Annotated in this window: 26 protein-coding genes; 15 read left to right on the top strand and 11 right to left on the bottom strand. The window is 66.2% G+C overall.

The window, feature by feature from the left end; genetic code table 11:
- The first annotated feature begins 67 nt into the window (after window positions 1-67).
- From ABRP34_RS17205 to ABRP34_RS17225, 5 genes are all read left to right on the top strand, one after another.
- On the top strand, window positions 68-1,354 hold the full coding sequence (locus ABRP34_RS17205) for an ABC transporter substrate-binding protein (RefSeq protein ID WP_353711115.1): 1,287 nt from the start codon (window positions 68-70) through the stop codon (window positions 1,352-1,354).
- A gap of 7 nt (window positions 1,355-1,361) precedes the next feature.
- A complete protein-coding gene (locus tag ABRP34_RS17210) occupies window positions 1,362-2,399 on the top strand; it encodes a sugar ABC transporter permease (RefSeq protein ID WP_353711116.1) in 1,038 nt (345 codons plus the stop codon).
- A complete protein-coding gene (locus ABRP34_RS17215) occupies window positions 2,396-3,295 on the top strand; it encodes a carbohydrate ABC transporter permease (protein ID WP_003799112.1) in 900 nt (299 codons plus the stop codon). Before ABRP34_RS17210 ends, ABRP34_RS17215 begins: the two co-directional genes overlap by 4 nt.
- Window positions 3,292-3,555, top strand: a complete 264-nt coding sequence (locus ABRP34_RS17220) for a hypothetical protein (protein WP_003799109.1) — start codon at window positions 3,292-3,294, stop codon at window positions 3,553-3,555. Before ABRP34_RS17215 ends, ABRP34_RS17220 begins: the two co-directional genes overlap by 4 nt.
- An 80-nt stretch (window positions 3,556-3,635) precedes the next feature.
- Window positions 3,636-4,691 carry a LacI family DNA-binding transcriptional regulator gene (locus tag ABRP34_RS17225; RefSeq protein ID WP_353711117.1) on the top strand — a complete coding sequence of 352 codons (1,056 nt, stop codon included), beginning with the start codon at window positions 3,636-3,638 and terminating at the stop codon, window positions 4,689-4,691.
- A gap of 51 nt (window positions 4,692-4,742) precedes the next feature.
- Here the strand turns inward: ABRP34_RS17225 and ABRP34_RS17230 are convergent, their stop codons facing one another.
- Window positions 4,743-5,642 (bottom strand): hypothetical protein, encoded by a 900-nt coding sequence (locus tag ABRP34_RS17230; protein ID WP_353711118.1) that lies wholly within the window; start codon window positions 5,640-5,642, stop codon window positions 4,743-4,745.
- Between the two features lie 33 nt (window positions 5,643-5,675).
- Entirely contained in the window at window positions 5,676-6,482 is an 807-nt protein-coding gene (locus tag ABRP34_RS17235; protein WP_003799104.1) for an exodeoxyribonuclease III, read from the bottom strand.
- Between the two features lie 247 nt (window positions 6,483-6,729).
- Between ABRP34_RS17235 and ABRP34_RS17240 the strand changes: the two genes are divergently transcribed.
- The 6 genes from ABRP34_RS17240 to ABRP34_RS17265 all read left to right on the top strand — a co-directional run bounded on the left by ABRP34_RS17240 (window position 6,730) and on the right by ABRP34_RS17265 (window position 12,366).
- Window positions 6,730-8,229, top strand: a complete 1,500-nt coding sequence (locus ABRP34_RS17240; RefSeq protein WP_003799102.1) for a CoA-acylating methylmalonate-semialdehyde dehydrogenase — start codon at window positions 6,730-6,732, stop codon at window positions 8,227-8,229.
- Window positions 8,229-9,326 (top strand): enoyl-CoA hydratase/isomerase family protein, encoded by a 1,098-nt coding sequence (locus ABRP34_RS17245; RefSeq protein WP_353711119.1) that lies wholly within the window; start codon window positions 8,229-8,231, stop codon window positions 9,324-9,326. Before ABRP34_RS17240 ends, ABRP34_RS17245 begins: the two co-directional genes overlap by 1 nt.
- A complete protein-coding gene (mmsB, locus tag ABRP34_RS17250; RefSeq protein ID WP_353711120.1) occupies window positions 9,319-10,257 on the top strand; it encodes a 3-hydroxyisobutyrate dehydrogenase in 939 nt (312 codons plus the stop codon). The genes ABRP34_RS17245 and mmsB overlap by 8 nt, the downstream gene beginning before the upstream one ends.
- Before the next feature lie 39 nt (window positions 10,258-10,296).
- Window positions 10,297-11,076 (top strand): enoyl-CoA hydratase, encoded by a 780-nt coding sequence (locus ABRP34_RS17255; RefSeq protein ID WP_003799098.1) that lies wholly within the window; start codon window positions 10,297-10,299, stop codon window positions 11,074-11,076.
- 62 nt (window positions 11,077-11,138) lie between these two features.
- Window positions 11,139-11,894, top strand: coding sequence for a CPBP family glutamic-type intramembrane protease (locus ABRP34_RS17260; RefSeq protein ID WP_353713392.1), 756 nt, complete (start codon window positions 11,139-11,141; stop codon window positions 11,892-11,894).
- Between the two features lie 208 nt (window positions 11,895-12,102).
- Complete coding sequence (locus tag ABRP34_RS17265) at window positions 12,103-12,366, top strand: hypothetical protein (RefSeq protein ID WP_003799094.1); 264 nt, start codon at window positions 12,103-12,105, stop codon at window positions 12,364-12,366.
- A 78-nt stretch (window positions 12,367-12,444) separates the two neighbouring features.
- Here the strand turns inward: ABRP34_RS17265 and ABRP34_RS17270 are convergent, their stop codons facing one another.
- Window positions 12,445-12,843: a metalloregulator ArsR/SmtB family transcription factor gene (locus ABRP34_RS17270; RefSeq protein ID WP_353711121.1), complete on the bottom strand. Its 399-nt coding sequence runs from the start codon at window positions 12,841-12,843 to the stop codon at window positions 12,445-12,447.
- A gap of 343 nt (window positions 12,844-13,186) precedes the next feature.
- On the opposite strand from ABRP34_RS17270, the gene ABRP34_RS17275 reads away from it, so the two are divergent.
- Window positions 13,187-13,462 carry a DUF1508 domain-containing protein gene (locus ABRP34_RS17275; protein WP_003799091.1) on the top strand — a complete coding sequence of 92 codons (276 nt, stop codon included), beginning with the start codon at window positions 13,187-13,189 and terminating at the stop codon, window positions 13,460-13,462.
- A gap of 17 nt (window positions 13,463-13,479) precedes the next feature.
- Window positions 13,480-14,166 carry a PAS and ANTAR domain-containing protein gene (locus ABRP34_RS17280; RefSeq protein WP_003799090.1) on the top strand — a complete coding sequence of 229 codons (687 nt, stop codon included), beginning with the start codon at window positions 13,480-13,482 and terminating at the stop codon, window positions 14,164-14,166.
- 32 nt (window positions 14,167-14,198) lie between these two features.
- On the opposite strand, the gene ABRP34_RS17285 is transcribed toward ABRP34_RS17280, so the two are convergent.
- Both ABRP34_RS17285 and ABRP34_RS17290 read right to left on the bottom strand, forming a co-directional pair.
- A complete protein-coding gene (locus tag ABRP34_RS17285; RefSeq protein ID WP_353711122.1) occupies window positions 14,199-14,705 on the bottom strand; it encodes a MarR family transcriptional regulator in 507 nt (168 codons plus the stop codon).
- Between the two features lie 3 nt (window positions 14,706-14,708).
- Window positions 14,709-16,472 carry an AMP-binding protein gene (locus ABRP34_RS17290; protein WP_353711123.1) on the bottom strand — a complete coding sequence of 588 codons (1,764 nt, stop codon included), beginning with the start codon at window positions 16,470-16,472 and terminating at the stop codon, window positions 14,709-14,711.
- A gap of 193 nt (window positions 16,473-16,665) precedes the next feature.
- Here ABRP34_RS17290 and ABRP34_RS17295 point away from each other — a divergent pair, with 193 nt between their 5' ends.
- Window positions 16,666-17,799, top strand: coding sequence for an acyl-CoA dehydrogenase family protein (locus tag ABRP34_RS17295; RefSeq protein WP_353713393.1), 1,134 nt, complete (start codon window positions 16,666-16,668; stop codon window positions 17,797-17,799).
- Between the two features lie 38 nt (window positions 17,800-17,837).
- Here the strand turns inward: ABRP34_RS17295 and ABRP34_RS17300 are convergent, their stop codons facing one another.
- From ABRP34_RS17300 to ABRP34_RS17325, 6 genes are all read right to left on the bottom strand, one after another.
- Window positions 17,838-18,425 carry a DinB family protein gene (locus ABRP34_RS17300; RefSeq protein ID WP_353711124.1) on the bottom strand — a complete coding sequence of 196 codons (588 nt, stop codon included), beginning with the start codon at window positions 18,423-18,425 and terminating at the stop codon, window positions 17,838-17,840.
- Window positions 18,426-18,519: 94 nt separating this feature from the next.
- Window positions 18,520-18,723, bottom strand: a complete 204-nt coding sequence (locus ABRP34_RS17305) for a cold-shock protein (protein WP_003799085.1) — start codon at window positions 18,721-18,723, stop codon at window positions 18,520-18,522.
- A gap of 184 nt (window positions 18,724-18,907) precedes the next feature.
- Window positions 18,908-19,267: a hypothetical protein gene (locus tag ABRP34_RS17310; protein ID WP_353711125.1), complete on the bottom strand. Its 360-nt coding sequence runs from the start codon at window positions 19,265-19,267 to the stop codon at window positions 18,908-18,910.
- Between the two features lie 33 nt (window positions 19,268-19,300).
- On the bottom strand, window positions 19,301-20,356 hold the full coding sequence (locus ABRP34_RS17315; RefSeq protein ID WP_003799083.1) for a zinc-dependent alcohol dehydrogenase family protein: 1,056 nt from the start codon (window positions 20,354-20,356) through the stop codon (window positions 19,301-19,303).
- 84 nt (window positions 20,357-20,440) lie between these two features.
- Window positions 20,441-21,067, bottom strand: coding sequence for a response regulator transcription factor (locus ABRP34_RS17320; protein WP_003799082.1), 627 nt, complete (start codon window positions 21,065-21,067; stop codon window positions 20,441-20,443).
- Window positions 21,064-22,263 (bottom strand): histidine kinase, encoded by a 1,200-nt coding sequence (locus ABRP34_RS17325; protein WP_353711126.1) that lies wholly within the window; start codon window positions 22,261-22,263, stop codon window positions 21,064-21,066. The genes ABRP34_RS17320 and ABRP34_RS17325 overlap by 4 nt, the downstream gene beginning before the upstream one ends.
- 198 nt (window positions 22,264-22,461) lie before the next feature.
- Between ABRP34_RS17325 and ABRP34_RS17330 the strand changes: the two genes are divergently transcribed.
- Window positions 22,462-23,052, top strand: a complete 591-nt coding sequence (locus ABRP34_RS17330) for a heme-binding protein (protein ID WP_003799080.1) — start codon at window positions 22,462-22,464, stop codon at window positions 23,050-23,052.
- Window positions 23,053-23,057 lie beyond the last annotated feature (5 nt).

Genomic DNA, 23,057 nt, shown 5'->3' on the forward strand with positions numbered 1-23,057 from the left:
AGTGTGACAGTCACCACATCAACCGCACGAATGATTTTCATGTCACTCAGCGAGGAGTCTCCAGCCAATGAAAACCCCTAAGTTCTTACTCCCGGTTGCCACTGCCGGCGTGCTCGCTCTGACCCTGTCTGCCTGTGGCGGCGGCGGGGGAGGCGGCACAACAGCCGGCGGCGGCGACGCCGAAGCTGGCCTTGACGGGCGCGGGCCCATCACATACGTCCAGGGCAAGGACAACAGCAACGTGGTCCGGCCGCTGATTGCCAAGTGGAATGCCGCGCACCCGAATGAGAAGGTCACGTTCAAGGAGCAGACGGACCAGGCCGACCAGCAGCATGATGACCTCGTGCAGCACTTCCAGGCCAAGGATGCCGGGTACGACGTCGTGGACGTTGACGTGGTTTGGACAGCCGAGTTCGCTGCCAAGGGCTGGCTGCAGCCGCTCAAGGACAAGATGGCCTTTGACACCAGCGCCATGCTGAAGCCAACCGTTGACAGCGGCACGTACAAGGGCACGCTGTACGCCGCGCCGCAGACGTCCGACGGCGCTTTGCTGTACTACCGCAAGGACCTTGTTCCCACGCCGCCAAAGACGTGGGACGAGATGATGAGCATGTGCTCCATCGCCAAGCAGAACAACATCGGCTGCTACGGCGGCCAGCTCAGCAAGTACGAGGGCCTGACCGTCAACGCCTCGGAAGCCATCAACTCCGCTGGCGGATCGGTTCTGGATAAGGACGGTAAGCCCAGCCTGAACACCGCAGAGGCCAAGGCCGGTCTTGAGAACCTCGCCAAGGCCTACGCCGACGGCAACATCCCGAAGGAAGGCATCACCTTCCAGGAGGAGCTGAGCCGCCAGGCGTTCCAGAGCGGCAAGCTGCTGTTCCTGCGCAACTGGCCCTACGTCTATAACCTGGCGACCACGGAAGGTTCCTCGGCGGTGAAGGACAAGCTCGGCATCGCCCCGATCCCGGGCAAGGACGGCCCCGGTGCCTCGTCACTGGGTGGCCACAACCTGGCCGTCAGCGTGTACTCCAAGAACAAGGCCACTGCCCTGGACTTCCTGAAGTTCATGACTTCGGAAGAAACCGAGAAGTTCTACGCGACCCAGGGTTCACTGGCTCCGGTGCTGGGCAGCCTCTACACCGATGCTGCCCTGGTGAAGAAGCTCCCGTACCTGCCAGTCCTGAAGACCTCCATCGAGAACGCCGTTCCGCGTCCGGTCACCCCGTTCTACCCGGCAGTCACCAAGGCGATCCAGGAAAACGCGTATTCAGCCATCAAGGGCGAAAAGCCCGTGGACACTGCACTGTCTGACATGCAGAAGTCCATCGAGTCCGCCGGTGCAGGATCGTAGGTCTGCCATGGCAACCGAAGTAGGCCCGACGCCGGTCAAGGCACCGGCGTCGGGCGGTGCCCCGATGCATCACGGCCCCAAGGGCGTTGGTGAGGACAACAAAATTCTTAGTCAGGGAAAGTGGGCCTCGTGGCTCCTTGCCCCGACTATCATCGCGCTTGCTGTGGTGATCGTTTACCCGATCATCAGTGCAATCGTGATGTCCTTCCAGAAGGATGCCGGCCTGGACCCCGCGACGGGCCTCTTTACGGCCGGAGGGCCGGCCGGCGTCCAGAACTACGTGAACTGGATTGCGCAGCAGTGCTCGGCTCCGGCTGGCGGAACTGTCGCCTGCCCGCCGGGCACCCTCGGTGCCCAGTTCTGGTCGGCCACGGCAACAACGTTCTTCTTCACTGTGGTCACCGTTGCGTTCGAAACGGTCCTGGGCTTTTGGATGGCCATGATCATGGCCCGCGCCTTCAAGGGCCGCAGCCTTGTTCGTGCGGCCGTGCTGGTGCCGTGGGCCATTCCCACCGCCGTGACCGCAAAGCTCTGGTTCTTCATCTTCGCGTTCGAAGGAATTGCCAACAAGCTCTTCAACACTTCGATCCTGTGGACCGGCAGCGAATGGCCGGCGAAGTGGGCAGTAGTCATCGCGGATGTCTGGAAGACGACGCCATTCATGGCCCTGCTGATCCTGGCCGGACTGCAGATGATCCCGGCCGAGGTTTACGAGGCAGCCAAGGTTGACGGCGCCACCGCCTGGCAGCGCTTCCGGCTGATTACGCTGCCGTTGGTGAAGCCGGCCCTGATGGTGGCCATCCTGTTCCGCACCCTGGACGCGCTGCGCATGTTCGACCTCCCGTACATCCTTACGGGCGGCGCGAACAACACCACCACGCTGTCCATCCTGGTGATCAACCAAATCAGACAAGGGTTCAATGCCGCCGCGGCGTTGTCGACCATCACCTTCATCATCATCTTTCTTGTCGCGTTCATCTTTGTCCGGTTCCTCGGCGCAAATGTTGTTGAACAGAGCGGCGCCACCGGTAAGGGGAAGAAATGACCGCCGCGACATCGTCCGCCACAAGCCTGCGCGCGGAGCAGGACCGAGGCCGCCGCAAAGCCCAGAACAAGGAGAAGTGGGCGCAGGGCAGGACCTACATCAGCGCCGCCGTCATCCTGATCTGGTGCCTGGCACCCGCGTACTGGATGGTGGTGACGGCGTTCCGCGAGGTGGGCTTCACCTACGACACCTCGATCCTGCCCACCCATGTCACGCTGGACAACTTCAACACCGCGTTCGACACCTCGTTCGGCAACCGGTTCGGCCAGGCGCTGCTCAACAGCGTTTTCATCGGCGGCGTGGTCACGCTGGTGTCGCTGATCATCGGTGTTTTCGCGGCGTACGCGCTCGCGCGGCTGAACTTCCGGTTCAAGTACATGGTGCTCGGCTTCATCCTGGGCGCATCCATGTTCCCGGGCGTTGCCCTGATCACCCCGCTGTTCCAGCTGTTCACCAACATCGGCTGGATGGGGTCATACCAGGCGCTGATCATCCCGAACATTTCGTTCGTCCTTCCGCTGACCGTGTACACCATGACCTCCTTCTTCCGCGAGATGCCGTGGGAACTGGAGGAGTCGGCCCGGGTGGACGGCTGCACGCAGGGACAGGCTTTCCGCAAGGTCATCATGCCCCTGGCCGCACCGGCCATCTTTACTACCGCGATCCTGGCGTTCATCTCCTCCTGGAATGAATTCCTGATCGCCAGCCAGCTGTCCAGCGACGCAACACAGCCGGTGACGGTGGCCATCGCCAACTTCGCCGGGGCGCAGCCGAACCAGATTCCCTACACGGCCATCATGGCGGCAGGCACCATCGTCACCATCCCGCTGGTCATCCTGGTGCTGGTGTTCCAGCGCAAGATTGTGGCTGGTCTGACGGCGGGCGCTGTCAAGTGACGCACGGAGCAGCACCACAGGGCAGGAAACCGGAACCGATCGCGCCCAAGCGCGTCCGCTCCGGCGAGGACTTCGACATCATCATCGGATTCCTTGGATTCTGGGCCGTGGTGCTGCTCGTCGCCACCGTCTGGATGGAACTGACGGCGCAGCCCGCCGTCTTCTGGGCGCTGGGGCTGCTGGCCACGCTGCTGGCGCTGTATGGCATGGTCAGGCTCCGCAAGCGGCTCCCCGCGCGGACGGCCACGCGCCGCAAGTGAGGCTGGCGGGACTAAAATGGATACTTGCCGCCGGGAGAACGGTGTGGCGGAAATCTGCATGAGGGTTTAGAGAGGACATCGTGGCGCGCACTAGTGAAAGGGCACAGCGCGGTGGCCACTCGGGAGTCAGTATCGAAGACGTGGCCGCGGCCGCAGGTGTTTCCACCGCCACCGTGTCCCGCGCTGTGCGCGGCCTGCCCCGCGTCTCCCCGGCCACCCGGGAAAAAATCCTTGAGGTGGCCACGGCACTGGGCTACGTTGCCTCGTCCTCGGCATCAGGCCTTGCCACGGGGCGCACCAAGACCATCGGGGTGCTAGCTCCGTTTGTGAGCCGTTGGTTCTTCTCGAAGGCCATTGAGGGCGCGGACCGCGAACTGCACGCCCGGCAGTACAACCTGTCCCTCTTCAACCTTGGGGGCCACGGCAGCCACCGCGAGCGGCTCTTCAGCAAGACCATGGTCTACAAGCAGATCGATGCCCTCCTGGTCCTGTGTATGGCGCTGACCCGGGACGAGCTGGAGCACCTGCAGAAGATCGATATTCCGCTGGTGGTGGTGGGCGGCCACGTGGAGGAATGTGCGTACATCGGCATAGACGACTACGCGGCAGCCTCTACCGCCGTTAAACACCTGATCGAACTCGGCCACCGGGACATCGCGCTGCTGCACGGCGACGACGAAACGGACCTCAATTTCGATGTTCCCCGGGTCCGCATCCTGGCCTTCCAGGACGTCATGTCCGCCGCGGGCCTTGAAGTCCGCCCGGAGTGGGACGAATGGGGCGACTTCACCGTCCGCAGCGGCCAGGAGGCATTCCGGCGGCTGTGGGCCCAGCCCGGCGCCAAACCCACCGCCATCTTCTGCGCTTCAGATGAAATGGCCATGGGAGTCATCTTCGAAGCGAACCGGGTCGGTGTCCGGGTACCCGAGGAGCTGTCCGTGATCGGCATCGACGACCACGATTTTTCCGACGCCATCGGCCTTACCACGGTGGGGCAGCGGCCGGACGAGCAGGCCGAGCTTGGCACCAAGATGCTGCTCGACGAACTATTGGGGATCACCGGCTCGGTGCGGTCCTCCGTGGCACCCCACCGCCTGATAGTCAGACGCACGACGGCGCCGCCCCGGTCCGCTTAGCAGCGCACCTGACATCTGAAACCCGGTGCCCGGCCGGGGATCAGTCCCGCGTCATGATGCCCGGGCCAGCTGGCGGATCGGGATCCAGCGCGAGGCAAGCCGCCGGTAGGCAGCGGCGGCACCGGTCATGTCACCCTCAGCGAGGCACTCGATGCCCAGCCGCACGTCCATCGGGGAGTCGTCCGGATAGACCTTGTCCGCCACCGCGCCGTAGTCCAGTTCCACCATGGAGTCCGCGTGGAAGAGCTCCAGCCATTCGGTGAGCTGTGTGAGGTCGTCCAGCATGTCCAGGTCCGGCGCGGCGAGGGCAAGGTTTGCGACGGCGTAGCGCACCCGGTCGAGGGCGTCGGAGATCGGCGTCCAAACCCGCACCGTGAGGATCCTGCCGCCCGCCTCCACAACGTCCTGCGGATCGGACTCGAGGAACAGCGAGAACCAGCTGAAGGGGATGCCCCAGGTGGATGCCCGGGTGTGCACGCGGGTGATGCCTTCGCGGGCATTGACCAGGTCGATGCGTTCCTGGTGCCTGTCCCGCTGTTCCTCGGGGATCAGCAGCTCGGCCAGGGGCCCGTGGATGCCTTCGATCAGGGCGTTGGCCGCCAACCCGGCACGAAGCACCAGCTGGCTGGGGCAGTAAAGCAGCCCGACGCCGTCGGCCGTTTCATCCTCGGAGCCTTCCTTGCCGGCATCCTCCACGGGAACACCCGGGGCGCGCGTGACGCGAACCAGGTCGGTCCGGCCGGTGGGGAACGGATCGCCGCCGGGCCGGGTGATCCGCCCCAGCGAAGCCAGCAGCTCCGCGTTTTCGACCGCGGCGCGGGACACCGCCCGCTCGCCGGCTGACTTGATAGCGGGTCGCTGCTCCTCCGGAAAGGCATCCAGCGGCTCATAAACGCGCAGCGTGGAGGAAAACGGGAGCCCCGCCTGGCCCCGGTAGAGGTTGCCCGTCATGAATGCCTGCCTGTCATCAGCCATCAACCCCCATCAGTCAGCCAGTTCCACAATTACCGGCGCGTGGTCGGACGCGCCCTTGCCTTTGCGTTCCTCGCGGTCGATCGATGCGCCGGAGACCCGGGAGGCGAGGGCAGGAGAAGCGAGCACGAAGTCGATCCGCATGCCCTCCTTCTTCGGGAAGCGCAGCTGGGTGTAGTCCCAGTACGTGTAGACCCCCGGGCCCGGGGTGTGGGGGCGCACGACGTCGGAGTAGCCCACGGACTCGAAGGCGCGGAACGCGGCGCGCTCCGGTTCGCTGACGTGGGTGTAGCCCTGGGTGAGGAACAGATCAATGTCCCAGACGTCGTCGTCCGTGGGGGCGATGTTCCAGTCGCCCATCAGCGCGACCTGAGCGGACGGGTCCTCCGAGATCCAGCCTGCCGCGTGGTTCTTCAGGGAATCAAGCCACTTGAGTTTGTAGGGCATGTGCTCGTCATCGAGGGAGCGGCCGTTGGGGACGTAGAGACTCCAGACCCGGACTCCGCCGCAGGTAGCGGCCATGGCGCGGGCTTCCTGGACGGGATCCTTGCCCGCCTTGCCGAAGTGCGGCTGGTCCGTGAAGCCGCGTTCAACGTCGTCCAGGCCCACGCGGGAGGCGATGGCCACACCGTTCCACTGGTTGACGCCGTAGTGCGCCACCTCGTAGCCCATGCGTTCGAAGAGCTCCCACGGAAAGTTGTCGTCCTTGCACTTGGTTTCCTGGATGGCCAGGACGTCGCAGTCGGAGCGCTGCAGCCACGCCTCCACACGGTCGGCACGGGCACGCAGCGAGTTCACATTCCAGGTAGCTATCTTCACAGTCCTAACTTACCCAACTTGGACACCGCTGCTGCCGAAACAGGGGCATTCCGCTGTCCAAAACGGGGCACTTTGACGCGGACACGCCGGGACTAGGCGCCCGCGGGCACCTTTGGCGCCGCAAAGTGCCCCACGACGGCGGCAGCTCACCACCGCCGCCAACCCCGCCTTAGGACCTCTGGAATTTAGTAGGAAGTCCGAGTAGATTCAGCACCAGAGATGACCGGGGTCATGCAAAGGAGCATCCATGGTTCGCGAACTTTCCCACTATATTGGCGGCCGGCGGGTAGACGGCACGTCCGGCCGGTACGGCGACGTTTTTGATCCCTGCACCGGAGAGGTCCAGGCCAAGGTGCCGCTGGCGGGCGCGGAGGAAGTCCGAAATGCCGTCGCGAACGCCGAAAAGGCCCAACTGGAGTGGGGTGCCATGAACGCGCAGCGGCGTGGCCGCATCCTGCTCAAATTCGTGGACCTCGTGAACCAGAACATGGACGAGCTCGCCTCCCTGCTCTCCTCGGAACACGGGAAGACCCTCGCGGATGCCCGCGGCGACATCCAGCGCGGCATCGAGGTGGTGGAGTTCGCCGCGGGCGCCCCGCACCTGCTTAAAGGCGAGTTCTCCGACGACGCCGGCGCGGGCATCGACGTGCACTCCATGCGCCAGCCCCTGGGCGTGGTTGCAGGCATAACGCCCTTCAACTTCCCCGCCATGATCCCGCTGTGGAAATCCGGCCCCGCACTCGCGGCAGGCAACGCGTTCATCCTCAAGCCGTCCGAACGCGATCCTTCGGTACCACTGCGGCTGGCCGAGCTCTACTCCGAGGCGGGGGTGCCGGACGGCGTGTTCAACGTGGTCAACGGCGACAAGGAAGCCGTGGACGCGCTGCTCGAGGACCCGCGCGTGCAGGCGATCGGCTTCGTGGGTTCCACCCCGATCGCCCAGTACATCTACGCCACGGCCGCGGCGCACGGCAAGCGGGCGCAGTGCTTCGGCGGCGCCAAGAACCACATGGTGATCATGCCGGACGCAGACCTTGACATGGCCGCCGATGCCCTGATCGGGGCCGGCTACGGGTCGGCCGGTGAACGCTGCATGGCAGTGTCCGTGGCCGTTCCCGTGGGGGAGGAGACCGCGAACAGCCTTGTGGCACGGCTGCAGGAACGGATCAAGTCCTTGAAGGTGGGCCACAGCCTGGCCAAGGACTCCGACTTCGGACCGGTGGTCACGCCAGCCGCCAAGGAACGGATCGAGGGCTACATCAAATCCGGCGAGGAGGAAGGTGCCTCACTCCTGGTGGACGGCCGCGGCCTCGCCGTGGACGGCTACGACGGCGGGTTCTGGGTTGGCCCCACGCTGTTCGACAACGTTACGAAGGACATGAAGATCTACCGCGAGGAGATCTTCGGCCCCGTGCTCAGCGTCCTGCGCGCATCCGACTACGACGAAGCCCTCCGGCTCTGCAGCGAGAACGAGTTCGGCAACGGCGTGGCCATCTTCACGCGCGACGGTGACGCGGCACGGGACTTCGCCAGCCGGGTGCAGGTGGGCATGGTGGGCATCAACGTCCCCATTCCGGTGCCCATTGCCTACTACACCTTCGGCGGCTGGAAGGCGTCCGGATTCGGAGACCTCAACCAGCACGGCGCCGACGCCTTCCGCTTCTACACCAAGACCAAGACCGTGACCTCACGCTGGCCCTCCGGCATCCGGCAGGGCGCCAGCTTCATCATGCCGGAAGGAAGCTGATGACTGAACCTGCCCCGAACGGACCGCCGGAAAACCCGGGCTTGCTTTCTGAACAAGAGGTGCTGTTCGAACAACGGGGCAACCTGGGGGTGGTCACGCTCAACCGGCCCAAGGCGGTCAACGCGCTCACGGCCGGCATGGTCTCCGCCATGTTGGAGCAGCTCACCGCCTGGGCCGACGACGACACCGTGGCCACCGTGCTGGTCCGGGGTGCCGGCGACCGCGGCCTATGCGCGGGCGGGGACATCGTGGCCATCTACCGGGACATCCTCGCCGGCGGCGACGAAACGGCCGGTTTCTGGGCTGACGAATACCGGCTGAACTCGCTCATTGAGCGGTTCCCCAAGCCGTATGTGGCGTTCATGGACGGCCTGGTGCTCGGCGGCGGCGTGGGCATCTCCGCCCATGGCTCGCTGCGCATCGTCACCGAACGGACCCGGACCGGGATGCCGGAGACCACCATCGGATTCGTGCCCGACGTCGGCGGCACCCTCCTGCTCTCACGCTCACCGGGGGAGGCGGGTACCCATGCCGCCCTCACCGGCGCCCACCTCAGCGGGGCGGATGCGCTTTTCCTGGGGCTTGCCGATTACTTTGTCCCGTCCGGCAGCCTCGCGGACCTCGCGGCGGCGCTGGAAAACGAAAGTGCGGAAGCCGCCGTCGTACGCTTTGCCGAAAAGCCGCCAGCCTCGGCGCTGGAGGCGCAGCGGGACTGGATCGACGCCTGCTACTCAGCGGACGACGCCGAGGAGATTGTCCGGCGGCTGCGTGCCGCCGGCGGGGAGGCCACGGCGGCCGCCGACACCATCGAGGCGAAGTCGCCCACCTCCGTCAAGGTGACCCTGGCCGCGCTCCGCCGGGCGCGGGGGCTGACGCTCGACCAGGCGCTCGCCGAGGAGTACCGCGTGGGACTGCGGTGCCTCGCCGGAGCAGACTTCCGGGAGGGGATCCGGGCGCAGGTGGTGGACAAGGACCGCAACCCGCAATGGCGTCCGGCGACGCTGCGGGAGGTACACGCCGACGACGTCGGGCGGTACTTTGCGCCGTTGGGGGACCGGGAACTGGTGTTGTGGGAAAAGGAGTCGGACCATGCCTGAAGAAGTAACCCGCGCTGAAGAAGCGAAACCGCGTGTTGCCTTCCTGGGACTGGGTCACATGGGCGGTCCCATGGCGGTGAACCTGGTCAAGGCAGGCTACGACGTCGTCGGTTTCGACGTGGTGCCCGCGGCGCTGGAAGCAGCGCGCCGGCATGGCATCCCCGTCGCCGCGAGTGCCGCGGAAACCATCCCCGGAGCAGATGTCGTGCTCACGATGTTCCCGAGCGGGCAACATGTTCTGGACGCCTACCGGGGCGGGGACGGACAGCCCGGGCTGCTGGAGGCCGCGGCGCCGAACACCATGTTCCTGGACTGCTCCACGATCAACGTGGACGAGGCGCGGGAAGCCGCCAGGCTGGCCCTCGACGCAGGGCACCGCTCCGTGGACGCCCCGGTTTCCGGCGGCGTGGTGGGGGCGGAGGCCGGCACCCTGACGTTCATGGTCGGCGGGCTGCCGGAGGACTTCGAGACAGTGCGGCCCCTGTTCGACGTCATGGGCAAACGCGCGGTGCTGTGCGGAGAGCACGGCGCCGGCCAGGCCGCGAAGGTCTGCAACAACCTCATCCTCGGTGTCTCGATGATCGCCGTCAGCGAGGCGTTCGTGCTCGGGGAGAAGCTGGGGCTGACGCACCAGGCCCTGTTCGACGTCGCGTCCGCGGCGTCAGGGCAGTGCTGGGCCCTCACCACCAACTGCCCCGTCCCGGGACCGGTGCCCACCAGCCCGGCCAACCGCGACTATCAGCCTGGGTTCGCAGGGGCCCTGATGGCCAAGGACCTTCGGCTGGCGCTGAACGCCCTTCAGTCCACCGGCGTCGCCGCCCGAATGGGACCGCTGGCCTCCGAGATTTACGACGCCTTTGCCGCGGAAGGCGGGGCAGGCCGGGATTTCTCCGGCATCATCACCGACATCCGGGACAAGTCAGGACAGTAGGCTTAGTTTCAGGACATAGCAACCACATGAGGGGCATGGATGACGCACGAGTACGGGAACATTCTGGTGGAACGCCGCGGGCGCGTTGGCCTCGTTACCCTGAACAGGCCCGAGGCGCTGAATGCCCTGGACAGGACCACCCTGGAAGAACTCGTGGCTGCGGTTTCGGCCATGGACACGGATCCCGGCGTGGGCGCCGTGGTGATCACCGGCTCGGGAAAGGCCTTCGCCGCGGGCGCCGACATCAAGGAGATGGCGGACAAGGGCTACCTGGAGATGTACGACGCCGACTGGTTCCGCGGGTGGGAGGACCTCACCCGGCTGCGCATTCCGCTGATCGCGGCCGTGTCCGGATTCGCGCTGGGCGGCGGCTGTGAGCTGGCCATGATGTGCGACTTCATCATCGCCGGGGACAACGCCAAGTTCGGCCAGCCCGAGATCAACCTTGGCGTTGTGCCGGGCATGGGCGGATCGCAGCGCCTCACCCGCGCCGTGGGCAAGGCCAAAGCGATGGACATGATCCTCACCGGCCGGTTCATCGACGCGGCGGAGGCGGAGCGCTCAGGCCTGGTGGCCCGCGTGGTGCCGGCGGCGGACACCGTGGAAGAGGCACTGAAGGCCGCGGAGGTCATCGCGTCCAAGTCGAAACCGGCTGCCATGCTGGCCAAGGAAGCCGTCAACGCCGCCTTCGAGACGGGGCTGGCACAGGGCGTGCTGTTTGAGCGGCGGCTGTTCCATTCGCTCTTCGCCTCTGAGGACCAGAAGGAAGGCATGGCTGCTTTCGCGGAGAAGCGCCAGCCGGAGTTCAGGCACCGGTGAGTGCCAGGCTGACCGGGGAGCGCACCGTGAAGGGGACTTCCCTGCGCGTTGTCCCGGCAGCCATGGTCTCGCTGGCCGGCTTTGTCCTGTTCGCGCTGGACCAGAGCCTGCCGGGATATGCCCTGCTTGCCGCGGCGCTCGTGGTCGCGGCGCTGGTGGACCGGCTGCTGTTCCGTGACCTCGCGCTGATAGCAGCCGGGGTGGCCATCATCAGTGCCGTGCCGATCACCACCGACGTCAGCACCTCCCACATGCTCGTCATGGGCTCGGCCATGATCGCGGCCGTCGGGATCCCCTACGCCGTGTCGCGCTTCCTTACCAAGGAGCACGCGGTGGTGTTTCCGGTCCGGACCGGGCAGAAATGGACGCGTGCGGAGAAGTGGTACCTGCCCGCCGTCGTGGTCATTGGCTACGCCCTGCTGCCCGTGTACATGATCCGGACCGGGGTCTACATGAACTGGCCCGCAGTGCATGACCCCGAGGGTATCGCGCGGCTTTTCGTCGGCACCAACGCCCTGGGCATCTGGGATGAGCTGTTCTTCATCTGCACCTGCTTCGCGCTGCTTCGCCGCCACCTGCCTGACTGGCAGGCCAACCTGCTGCAGGCCGTCCTGTTTACCTCGTTCTTGTGGGAACTGGGGTTCCGGGCCTGGGCACCGTTCTTCATCTACCCGTTCGCCCTTCTCCAGGCGCGCATCTTTACCTGGACCAAGTCGCTGTCGTACATCGTGAGCGTGCACCTGCTCTTCGACTTCGTGCTGTTCCTGGTGCTGCTCCACGCGCACAACCGGGCGTGGATCGACATCTTCCTGTACTGATTTCTGTACTGCCTCCCGGTGCGGCCCGTGGAGTTTTGTACAGACATCGGCCTCGCAAGGCCCTTTTTGCTCGCGACATCTACAAAAACTCCACATAGTCCGTCGCTATTGGCCGCCGGGATTTCACTCGCAGTTAATCGCGATGCCTTAGCCTTGCACTTCAGGCAAAAGTCTTTATTCAGGCAAACGTCCGAAAAGGGGAACGATCGTGGCCGATATCGCTGCTGTACTGGGACGGCTCACCGCGGCTGAGCTTGAGGAAATCCACGCCACAGGCCCGCAGGGGCACTTGAGCCGCAGGATCGTGGAAGCGCTGGACCGGGCCGCCGGCGGTCCCGGCGGCGGCCGCGGCTACTATGTTCCGGCCGGAAGTGTCAGCGGAACCGGCAGCCCGCATGTTGTGCTGAGGAGCGACGTCGCAGCCTGGCTTTTCGGGCATTCCGCACCGGCCGCCGTCGCCGACCCCGCGTAAAAGTCAACGCCGGCTAAAGCCGGCCCGGCATAGAAGCGTGCCCGGCGCAAAAGCGAACCCGGCGTAGAAGTGTCCGGGCTAGCCTGCCGCCTGTGCTGCCGGCGTGAGGGCGGATGCTGGTGCCGTGCCGGGGGAGCTATCAGATCCGCCGTTTTGCTGCCGCATGCCGCCGCCGTTGAGGATGGTGCCCAGCAAGCCATGGGCCGCCTCGAGGACGTCGCGTACCTCAGGAGACGTCAGTTCGTAGAACAGGCGGCCGTCCTTCCGGGACGGAACGATCAGCCGCTGGCGCCGCAGGATGCCGAGGTGCTGGGAGAGGTTCGAGGCTTCAAGGCCGGTGCAGTCCCGCAGGTTGCTCACGGTCACCGGACCACTGACCAGCATCTCCAGGACCAGGATGCGTGCAGGGTGCCCCATGGACTTGAACAGGTCAGCCTTTACCTCGGTGTGAATCACGCCGTGGGGCATGTCACCCATGATGGATTCCTTCCACTGTTCCTTGCCAGATGTTGCCAGCCAGGTATTGCTCGGCCCGCCGAACTGGTGCCCCCAAGGCGTATAGACCTAAGTATAGAGACAGAACGGTCTGTCTCCAGCGAGCGGGGTGAACTTTTTGTTGGCGCGTCCGTCCTGCGGCGGCCCGGCGGCCCGGGAGTGGCCATGGACAGGCCTTGCCAAGACGCCGCAACTGGTTCACAATTTCATAAATTCCTCAATTGCCGCCCCGGCTCATCCGCGGGAGCGGCAAGGAAGAAAATCTCAGCTGCTTCCGGCGACGACGGCGTCCCGGACGCCGTGTTCCCGGATCCAGGAGGGCTAAATGGCTGGCATGTTCGAACTCTTCATTGACGCAGAGGCTTCATTCAGATTCCAGCTCACCGCCCCGGACGGCACCGTGATGGCCGTGTCCCGCCCTTTTCCCAGTAAGGCTGCAGCGGTTGAAGGCATTGCTGCCGTTCGCGAGTACGCCGGAATGGGGCACGTGCGGGAGCTCGCCTCGGCCCCGGTGGACCGCTTCCTCGGTTCCCGCCCCCGGACTGCCGTTCGCCCTCTTCCCCAGCGCATACCCGTCAAATGCCAGGGGATGGCCGGATAGGACGGCCGGGAGCCGCGATGAGCCTTCCGAAAACCGTGCGGGCGTACTCGAGCGCACTCGGGCCAACAGATTGTGTCGCCGGCACGTTCTACTACGATGCCGTCTCCGGACGGCTCGAGTGGTCAGATGAGCTGTACACCCTCCACGGTTACCGCCGCGGCGACATCGTCCCCAGTGTGGAGCTGCTGTATGCCCACAAGCATCCGGACGACAGGGAGCGTTGCCATGACATCTTCATGGCTGCCTGCGAAGCGGGCGGATTCTTCTGCAGCTACCACCGCATCATCGACGCGCGCATGCGCGAACATCGTGTCCTCACCGCGGGCGAGGCGCTCATGGAGGACGGCAGTCTCAGAGCGGTTGAGGGATTCATCGTTGACCTGACCAGCACGCTGCACTGGGAAACCGAAAAGGCAGCACGCGAAGCAGTTGCAGGCGCCCTTGGCACCCGAAGCACCATCGAACAGGCGAAGGGCATCCTGATGGGGATCCTGCGGATTGGTTCCGAGGCCGCCTTCGACCTGATGGCCAAATACAGCCAGGACACGAACATCAAGGTCGCCAGCACGGCTGCCGACCTCGTGCGGCTTGCCAACAGCCCGCAGCCGGCGGCATTGCTTGACGCGTTCGTCCAGGAGCTGCGGCGGCCGTCCGAAAGCCATGCGGACAGCCCTGCCGAGAAGGACGGCGTGCCAAGCTGCTAGCCGCAGGGCCGCCAGTCAGTCCGCCAAACCGGTCAGTCCGTGAAGTCCCCGGCGCCGCGGCGGAAGTCGCCCAGGATCCGGATCAGCTGGTTCACATCCTCTTCACCGAAACCGGACTGACCGAAAACTTCGCCGTTGAGCACCGCCGTCGCCCGCTTTGCCAGCGTGCGCCCCTCGGCCGTGAGCTCGATCAGGGTGGTGCGCCCGTCCGTGGGATGCGGCGAACGGGCCACCAGTCCCGCCGTTTGAAGGCGGTCGACGGCGTTGGTCACCGAGGTGGGATGGACCTGGAGCAGGGCGCTCGCCTTGTTCATGGGCAGGGCGCCGCTCCTGGTGAAGCTGAGCAGCGCGAGCAGCTCGTAGCGGGCGAACGTCAGTCCGAAGGGCTTCAGGGCCCCCTCGATCCGGGCCATCAGGATCTGCTGGGTGCGCATGATTGCCGTGATGGCGGCCATCGGGGCGGCGACGTCGCCCCAGCCGTGGCTCTCCCAGTTGCGCTGTGCATCGGCAATCGGGTCGCGGGGCAGCGGGGGGCTCACGGTTCAGCCCTGGCTTTTCAGGCCCGGGAAATCCGTTTCGGAGTATTCCGTGCCCAGGCCGGGCGGAACGGCCGCCTGGGTGCCGTCCGCGTGGCGGATCTCCTCGCTGTGCCGCAGCTCGACCCGGCGGATCTTGCCCGAGATGGTCTTCGGCAGCTCGGCGAACTCCAGCCGGCGGATGCGCTTGAACGGCGCCAGGTGGTCGCGGCAGTAGCGCAGGATCTCCTCGGCGAGCTCGGGCCCCGGCTCGTGGCCGGCTGCCAGTACCACGAATGCCTTGGGTACGGACAGCTTCAGCGGATCAGGCGAAGGAACGACGGCGGCCTCCGCCACCGCCGGGTGCTCGATGAGCACGCTCTCCAGCTCGAACGGGGACAGCCGGTAGTCGGAGGACTTGAAGACGTCGTCGTCCCGGCCCACGTAGGTGATGACGCCGTGCTCGTCCCGGCTGGCCATGTCGCCGGTGTGGTAGTAGCCGCCGCGGAATGCCTCGGCCGTCTTCTCCGGGTCACCGTAGTACGACTTCATCAGCCCTGCGGGGCGGGGATCCAGGCGCAGGCACAGCTCGCCGTCGTCGGCCTCTTCTCCGGTAGCCGGATCGACGAGGACCACGTCGTATCCCGGCAGGGGCAGGCCCATGGCGCCGATCTTGACCGGCTGGCCGGGGGTGTTGGCCACCTGCACCGTGGTCTCGGTCTGGCCGAAACCGTCGCGGATGGTCTGGCCCCAGGCGCGCTGGACCTGGCCGATGACCTCCGCGTTAAGGGGCTCGCCCGCCGAGACAACCTTGGTGGGCGGATTCTTGAGGAGCGTGAGGTCGGCCTGGATGAGCATCCGCCAAACAGTGGGCGGGGCGCAGAAGCTGGTGACCTTCTCCCGGTCCATCTGCTCCATGAGAGCCTTGGCATCGAAGCGCTCGTAGTTGTAGACGAACACGCAGGCCTCGGCAATCCACGGGGCGAACAGGTTGGACCAGGCATGTTTGGCCCAGCCCGGGGAGGCCACGTTGAGGTGCACGTCGCCCGGCTCCAGGCCGATCCAGTACATCGTGGACAGGTGGCCCACCGGATACGAGGTGTGCGTGTGTTCCACGAGCTTGGCCTTGGACGTGGTGCCCGAAGTGAAGTAGAGGAGCAGGGTCTCATCTGCGAGGGTGGGCGCGTCGGGCGTGAAGTCGGCGGGTGACCCTGCCGAATCCGCGTACTGCAGCGCCTCGCCCGTGCCGTTGATGCCGGTGCCGTTGATGCCGGCGCCCGCGGCATCGGGGATGCCGATGAGCCGGTAGCGGCCGGGCACCTCGGCAAACTTGCCCAGGTTGGAACTGCCGACGGCGGCCCAGCCCGCTTCCCCGCGCTCCACCCGGTCCTTCAGGTCCGCGGGACCCATGAGGGTGGTGGTGGGGATCAGCACGATGCCTAGCTTGACGCCGGCCAGCACGAGCTCCCACAGTTCCACCTGGTTGCCCAGCATGATGATCATGCGGTCGCCGCGCTTCACGCCCTGGCTGCGGAGCCAGTTGGCCACCTGGTTGGACCGGGCCGACAGTTCAGCGAAGCTGCGGCGGGTGGCCGAGCCGTCCTGCTCCACGATCACCAGTGCCGGGTTCCCGCCGCGACCAGGATCGGCCGCGATGGCGTCAAACCAGTCGAGCGCGAAATTGAACTCCGAGGGCCGCGGCCATTCGAAGCTGGTTCTCGCCTGCCGGTAGTCCTGGCGCGCAGCGAGCAGCCGGTCTCGTGCGGCCCGGAAGTCGTCGGTGACTGTCATGGGGCACCTTTCGCCTGGGGATTCACGTCCTAGTGATCCACATCACTGTGCAATATACTAGGACATCCAAGGGTTTGGAAGAGCGAAGGGATCTATGCCCGTGCAGCCACAAGGACGTGACAGCGGACAGACCACAGAGGTGACAGCGGAGGAACCGGGGGTGATTGGACCGCCGTTTGCCGACGCGGACCTTATGTATGTTGCGGACCTGCTTCCGCCGGCCGAACGGACACGCTACCTCGAGATCAGGGACTTCCTGCAGTCCAGGGTCCGGGCCCAGTCCATCGAATACTGGAACCGGGAGGAGTTCCCGTTCGGGCTTCTCGCGGAGCTGGGAAAGCACGGACTTGGCGGGCTGCAGACGGACGGGACATCCACGCTCTTCAAGGGCCTGATGTACGTTGAGGTGGCCCGCGCCGACGTCTCCCTGTCGGCCCTGGTGGGCATCCACAACGAGCTGATCGTCGGCATGATCGACGCCCTGGGGTCGGATGAGCAGAAGCAGCGATGGCTGCCGGGACTGACTGCTTTCACGCAGCTGGGGGCGTTCGCACTGACCGAACCGGAGCACGGCTCGGACATCGCCGGCGGGCTGGCCACCACGGCCCGGCTTGAAGACGGCGAATGGGTCATCGACGGCGCCAAACGGTGGATAGGCGCGGGAACAATCGCCGACTTCGCGCTCGTGTGGGCCAGGGACACGGCGGACCACCAGATCAAGGGCTTCATTGTCGAGACGGACCGTCCCGGCTACACGGCGACCAAGATCAGCAACAAGATCGGGCTGCGGATCATGCAGAACGCCGACATCCGGCTGGACGGCGTCCGCATTCCGGAAACCAACATGCTCCCTGGCGCCACGGATTTCACCAAGGCCAACGAACTGCTGAGGGATTCGCGGGCGTGGGTGGGCTGGCAGGCCGCCGGAATTCAGCTGGCGGCCTTTGACGTTGCCCGCTCCTATTCGCTGCAGCGCCGCCAGTTCGGCAAGGAGCTGGCGCGCTTCCAGCTTATCCAGCAGCAGCTCGCAGAGATTCTGGGCAACGCTTCGGCGTCGCTGGCCCTGATGGCGCAGCTGGCCCGGATCCAGGAGGACGGCAGGCTGGAAATGGCGCAGGCGGCGATGGCCAAGGCCACCACCACCCGGCTGGCCCGCGCCTCCGTGGCCATGGGCCGGTCGCTGCTGGGCGGCAACGGCATCAGCAGCGACTTCGAGATGGGAAAGCTCTTCGGCGACGCGGAGATCCTGTACACGTACGAGGGCAGCTACGAGATCAATTCCCTGATTGTGGCCCGGGCGGTCACAGGAAAATCGGCCTTCGTGTAGGACGTCCTGGCCGGTCAGTGCGTCACCCTGCCCGCGCCTTACTCGGCCAGGGTGGCGGCTTTCCGCGCTGCGGCCTCGAGGTGCTCCACGTAGGCGGCCTGCTCCTCGGCCGCCCGCTGCGGAAGGTTGGGGTCGTTGGGACCCTGCCCGGCGGAACCGTCAATGAGTTCCCGGATGATGTCGGCATGCCCCAGGTGCTGCGCCGTCTCCGCGCACATGTGTACCAGCATCTGGTGCAAGGTCACGTGCCGGCGTTCTTCCCGCCACCAGGGCACAATCCCGGGAGCGTCCAAGGACAGCGCTTCGATGGTGGCGTCGGTGTGCGCCGCTGAGAAGTGGTGCAGCTCCACGATCTCGGCGCGGGTCCGCTCCGGGGTGGCCCACATGTCCGCGTCCGGCTCGGCACCGTCGGCGAACCAAGGCAGCTCCCGGTCGCTGGGCCGTCCGAATACCTCGCTGAAATAGCCCAGTTCCACACTGGCCACGTGTTTGACCAGGCCCAGGAGATTGGTGCCGGTGGGCGTCATCGGCCGGCGGACGTCATATTCACCGAGGCCGTCGATCTTGGCTAGTAGCTGGGCGCGCCGTGTCCGCAGGTAATGGTGCAGGGTCGCTTTTTCATCCATGGCGGCACTCTACCGGGCGGGAGTACCAAAACTGTGGGAACCAAAAACTCCCCTGTGCGTGCCAGGCACGGACAGGGGAGTCTTTGGAAAGCCGTTACAGCGGGCGAATGTTCTCTGCCTGCGGACCCTTGGGGCCCTGGGTCACTTCGAATTCGACCTTCTGGTTTTCATCCAGGGAGCGGTAGCCGCTCGAGGCAATTGCCGAGTAGTGGGCGAATACATCTGCCGATCCATCATCCGGAGCGATGAAGCCGAAGCCCTTTTCGGCGTTGAACCATTTAACTGTGCCTGTTGCCATTGCTACTTCCTTTGTAACGCTTATTCTGGTCCTGCTCCGACAGCAGGCAGAGGCGGAAACTGTTGTCCGCTGTCTCCAACCTATGGGCGTTCCGCCGGGCGTGCAATAGCTACCGTCATCAGGAGTCCCACCAGTAACGGGAGATTCTGTCCACGATCGCTAATTAAAAACGCCGTTTCCTGGGCTAGGCCGTGCTGTCCGGCCCCTGTCCGGTGTCCTCCCACAGCACATCGAGATTACGGAATACCGGGGGACCGTCGCACAGGGCCGCCACTTTCGCGGCGAAGTCGGACGTCTCAGGGCGGTTGGAGTTTTCCATCGCCGACTCGTAGGAGTCGAACTCCACGATGGTGAAGTACGTCCCGGGACGGTCCCGGTCCGCAGTGGCGATGATGCGGCGAAACGTCGGTGCGGTGGTTCCCTCGGTTCTTGACGGGCGGCCCAGCGCTTCGACCTCCTCGATGCGTGAGGTCTGGAATTCGATGATCTGCACAAACCCGGCCATGACGGCTCCTCGACGGCGGTGGTGACTGATGCGGATCACGGTAGACCCCGTGCCGGGCCGGCGCAACCGTTTCTACGGCGTCAGGAGCACCTTGATGGCCCGGCGCTCGTCCATCGCCTTATAGGCTTCGGCTGCCTCCTCCAGGGGCATCTCGACGTCGAACACCCGCCCGGGATTGATGGCGCCGGACAGCACGTCCTTGAGCAGCTCGGGAATGTAGGTGCGAGCCGGCGCCATTCCGCCGGACACGGCGATGTTCTTGTCGAACAGGTAGCGCAGCGGGATCTCCGCACCGCCGGTGGGGACCCCAACGAAGCCCAGGGCGCCGCCGGGCCGGGCGGAATGCAGCGCCTGCTCCATGGACTCCTTGGTTCCCACGCACTCGAGCACAGAGTCGGCCAGCACTCCGCCGAGCAATTCACGGACCTTGGCGACGCCGTCGTCCCCGCGTTCCTCCACAACGTCCGTGGCGCCGAACTCGCGGGCGACGGCCTGACGGTCGGCGTGGCGGGACATTGCGATGATCCGTTCGGCGCCGAGCCTCTTTGCCGCAAGGACGCCGCACAGTCCCACGGCGCCGTCGCCCACCACCACTACGGTCCGGCCGGGGCCCACCTGGGCGCTGACGGCGGCGTGGTGCCCGGTGGCCATGACGTCCGAGAGGGTCAGCAGGCTGTTGCGCAGCTTTGCATCCGGCTCGGTGACACCCGGTACCTTCACGAGCGTGGAGGCGGCGAGCGGGACGCGCACGGCCTGGCCCTGGCCGCCGTCGACAGCGAGCCCGGCGTCGTCCGTCCCGCCCCAACCGGCGAGGCGGTCACAGGCCACGGTGACGCCGTTCAGGCACTGCGGGCACTGCCCGCAGCTGACCACGAAGGGGGCGATCACGAAGTCGCCCGCCCGGAGTGAGGACACATCGGCACCGGTGCTTTCCACGACGCCGACGAATTCATGGCCGATGGCGGAGGCGTGGCGGACCGGCTTCACGCCGCGGTAGGGCCACAGGTCCGAGCCACAGACGCATGCGGCAGTCACGCGGACCACGGCGTCCGTGGGGAGCTGGACGGCCGGATAGTCGCGGTCCTCCACCCTGATGTCTCCGGGTCCGTGGATGATGGTGGCGCGCATGGCTGCTCCTCTCGAAGGGCGGGGCTGGACGTGACCGAGTCTAGCCCTGCTGCAGGGACGCGCACGGGCGCCGGCCGGCAGCCGCTAGCGCATCCCCTCGCGGCGGATGGCGGTGGCGATGGCCGCGGCCCTGGTCTCGACGCCCAGCTTGGCGTAGATGTGGGCGAGATGGGTCTTGACGGTGGCCTCGGAGATGAACAGCCGCTGGCCCAGTTCCTTGTTGCTGAGCCCTTCGGTGAGGAGGCTCAGCAGCTCGGCCTCCCGCGGGGTCAGGACGTCGTCAGGGTTGCGCAGCTGCTGGAACAGGCGGGAGGCCACCGGTGGGCTCATCACGCTTTTGCCCTGGACGGCGCCCCGGACGGCGGCAAAGATCTCCTCCGGCGCGGCGTCCTTGAGGAGGTATCCCATGGCGCCGGCGTCCACGGCACGGACAATGTCGGCGTCGGAATCGTAGGTGGTGAAGACCAGCACGGCCTGCCGGCGGTTGCGTTCGCGGATCTTCCTGATGGCCTCGATCCCGTCCATGCCCGGGCCCATGGCGAGGTCCATCACCACGACGTCGGGGGAGTGCCCTTCCACGGCGGCCAGGGCTTCCTCGCCGGAGGACGCCTCCGCCACCACCTCGATGTCCGGCTGTGTGCCCAGCAGTGCCTTCAGTCCGCTGCGGACCACGAGGTGGTCGTCCACGAGGAGCACGGTGATGACGCTCATTTTTCCCCCTTTGCCGGCAGCTGCGCTGCCACAACAGTTCCCTCGCCCGGGGCGCTTTCCACCGAGAAGACGCCGCCCAGTTGCTCCACGCGCTGCCGCATGGCCCGCAGTCCGTATCCTCCGGCGTCCGACGGCGGTGCTACCGCCGCCGGGTCGAAGCCCGTACCGTCGTCGTAAATGTCCAGCGTGACCGCATCCGGCAGGAAGCCAAGGGTGATGGTTGTGGTGTCCGCGGAGGCGTGCAGCTTGATGTTCGCGGCGGCGCTTTGCACCACCCGCAGGAGTGTGTGCCGGACTTCGGCCGGGACTGCCCGCGGTTCGCCGGTGACCAGCAGCCTGGCGTCCGGCAAGTACTGGGAGGCGGCCTGCAGCAGGGCATCCGGCAGCGGTGAGGCGTCGAGGCCGGGCGAGGCCAGTTCGTGGACCAGGCTGCGGGTGTCGGACAGGTTTCGGCGGAGCAGCTCACTGGCCTGCCGGAGATCCTGCCGGGACGCCGGCTCCGGCCAGGCCCGGTTTGCCGCTTCGAGCAGGAGCAGACTGCTGGCGAGGCCCTGGGTCACGGTGTCGTGGATTTCCCGGGAGACCCGCTCTCGCTCCGCGATGGTGCCCGCGCGGCGCTCGCTGGCCGCCAGCTGCCCCTGGGCGAGGGATACTTCGTGGTGCAGGCGCCGCTGCTCGGCGGCGTCGTGCTCAATGCGGTCGTAGATCAGCGTCAGCAGGACGCCGACGGCGAGCGGGCCCAGGAGCATGGCCAGATCGCTGCCGTCGCTGAGCCGGAACAGCCCCGCCGCGGTGGCCGCCGCCGTCGCCCCTGCCGCCGCGTAGGCGACCGTCCCGGTGAAGGCGATGCGGCACAGGAAGAACAGCGCAAACGAACACCAGGCGAAGCTGGGCGCGGAGACCACCAGCACAGCCCAGACGGCCACGAGTACGAACATCCAAACGGCCCAGGGTCGCCGGCGCTGGGCGAGCACCGCGATGACCGCGTACAGGGCGCACGCGGCGGCTGCCAGGGCGAGGACCAGCTGGTTGTCCTGGGCGCTGTGCCGCATCACGTAGCGCACCACCGAGGCAACCATGAGCACGGCGAAGCCCAGGTGGACCGCGGCGTCGATCCGTCCCAGCCGGCTGCCCGGAGCAGGGCCGGTCCGGGCGGGAGGAAGTTCCGGTGCGGCAGAGACGGCTGGGGAGGGCATGGCGGGTCCGGTTCCGGTGGGTGACGTACTACGGACCATGCTATTGCCCGCGCCGTTGCTGGTCTCTCAGCCTTTTGGCTGATACCGCCAGCCGAAAGGACCAGACGGCCGCACCTGATGGCCTGATGCATCCGCTCCGCGGCAGGTCCACCATGGAAATGCAGCCGTTTGGCTACGTCTCACCGAAGGAGAACCACCGTGAAGAAGTCCCAGAAGATTTTTGCCGCCGCGGCAGCCGGAGCGCTCGTCATCACCGCCGGTGCCACCGCCGTCGCCAATGCCGGATCAGGGTCTTCCCCCGCGGCCGCTTCGATCCAGCCTGCGGCCGCGCAGGCAGCAGTGCCCGCCGCGGATGTCCAGCCGGGTGCGGACAACGTCGTCGCCCAGAACCGGATCACCGTTGGCGCCTCGGCGAAGGCGGTGGGCGCCGCGCTCGCCAAATGCCAGGCCGACAAACTGCCGTTCGTGACTGTGGCCCTCGTTGACCGGTTCGGCACCGTGCAGGCACTCCTGCGTGGCGACAACGCCGCCGAGCACACCATCGAGTCCGCCAAGCAGAAGGCCTACACCGCAGCAGCGTTCGGCAGCCCCACGAGCGAACTCGCCAAGCGCATCAGCGGCAACGGGCCGAGCATCGCCGACCTTCCCGGCACCCTCTTCCTCCCGGGCGGCGTCCCGCTGAAGGTGAACGGCGTCTCCGTGGCGGGCATCGGCGTCGGTGGCGCCCCTGACGGCAAGCTCGATGAAGCCTGCGCCGAGGCCGGCGCCGCCGCAATTGCCGTCAAGTAGGTTGC

Source organism: Arthrobacter sp. K5 (assembly GCF_040448525.1).
Taxonomy (GTDB): Bacteria; Actinomycetota; Actinomycetes; order Actinomycetales; family Micrococcaceae; genus Arthrobacter; species Arthrobacter globiformis.

Bases quoted from the DNA above. Each gene is read 5' to 3' on its own strand.
- ABRP34_RS17315 (WP_003799083.1), bottom strand. From the start codon at position 20,356: ATGCGCGCCACCATCATCCACGGACCCGGAGACATCAGGGTGGAGGAC.
- ABRP34_RS17210 (WP_353711116.1), top strand. From the start codon at position 1,362: ATGGCAACCGAAGTAGGCCCGACGCCGGTCAAGGCACCGGCGTCGGGC.
- ABRP34_RS17215 (WP_003799112.1), top strand. From the start codon at position 2,396: ATGACCGCCGCGACATCGTCCGCCACAAGCCTGCGCGCGGAGCAGGAC.
- mmsB (WP_353711120.1), top strand. From the start codon at position 9,319: ATGCCTGAAGAAGTAACCCGCGCTGAAGAAGCGAAACCGCGTGTTGCC.
- ABRP34_RS17230 (WP_353711118.1), bottom strand. From the start codon at position 5,642: ATGACGGGCAACCTCTACCGGGGCCAGGCGGGGCTCCCGTTTTCCTCC.
- ABRP34_RS17255 (WP_003799098.1), top strand. From the start codon at position 10,297: ATGACGCACGAGTACGGGAACATTCTGGTGGAACGCCGCGGGCGCGTT.
- ABRP34_RS17270 (WP_353711121.1), bottom strand. From the start codon at position 12,843: ATGGGTGACATGCCCCACGGCGTGATTCACACCGAGGTAAAGGCTGAC.
- ABRP34_RS17245 (WP_353711119.1), top strand. From the start codon at position 8,229: ATGACTGAACCTGCCCCGAACGGACCGCCGGAAAACCCGGGCTTGCTT.
- ABRP34_RS17305 (WP_003799085.1), bottom strand. From the start codon at position 18,723: ATGGCAACAGGCACAGTTAAATGGTTCAACGCCGAAAAGGGCTTCGGC.
- ABRP34_RS17240 (WP_003799102.1), top strand. From the start codon at position 6,730: ATGGTTCGCGAACTTTCCCACTATATTGGCGGCCGGCGGGTAGACGGC.
- ABRP34_RS17260 (WP_353713392.1), top strand. From the start codon at position 11,139: ATGGTCTCGCTGGCCGGCTTTGTCCTGTTCGCGCTGGACCAGAGCCTG.
- ABRP34_RS17300 (WP_353711124.1), bottom strand. From the start codon at position 18,425: ATGGATGAAAAAGCGACCCTGCACCATTACCTGCGGACACGGCGCGCC.
- ABRP34_RS17295 (WP_353713393.1), top strand. From the start codon at position 16,666: ATGTATGTTGCGGACCTGCTTCCGCCGGCCGAACGGACACGCTACCTC.
- ABRP34_RS17280 (WP_003799090.1), top strand. From the start codon at position 13,480: ATGAGCCTTCCGAAAACCGTGCGGGCGTACTCGAGCGCACTCGGGCCA.
- ABRP34_RS17205 (WP_353711115.1), top strand. From the start codon at position 68: ATGAAAACCCCTAAGTTCTTACTCCCGGTTGCCACTGCCGGCGTGCTC.
- ABRP34_RS17320 (WP_003799082.1), bottom strand. From the start codon at position 21,067: ATGAGCGTCATCACCGTGCTCCTCGTGGACGACCACCTCGTGGTCCGC.
- ABRP34_RS17325 (WP_353711126.1), bottom strand. From the start codon at position 22,263: ATGCCCTCCCCAGCCGTCTCTGCCGCACCGGAACTTCCTCCCGCCCGG.
- ABRP34_RS17275 (WP_003799091.1), top strand. From the start codon at position 13,187: ATGGCTGGCATGTTCGAACTCTTCATTGACGCAGAGGCTTCATTCAGA.
- ABRP34_RS17290 (WP_353711123.1), bottom strand. From the start codon at position 16,472: ATGACAGTCACCGACGACTTCCGGGCCGCACGAGACCGGCTGCTCGCT.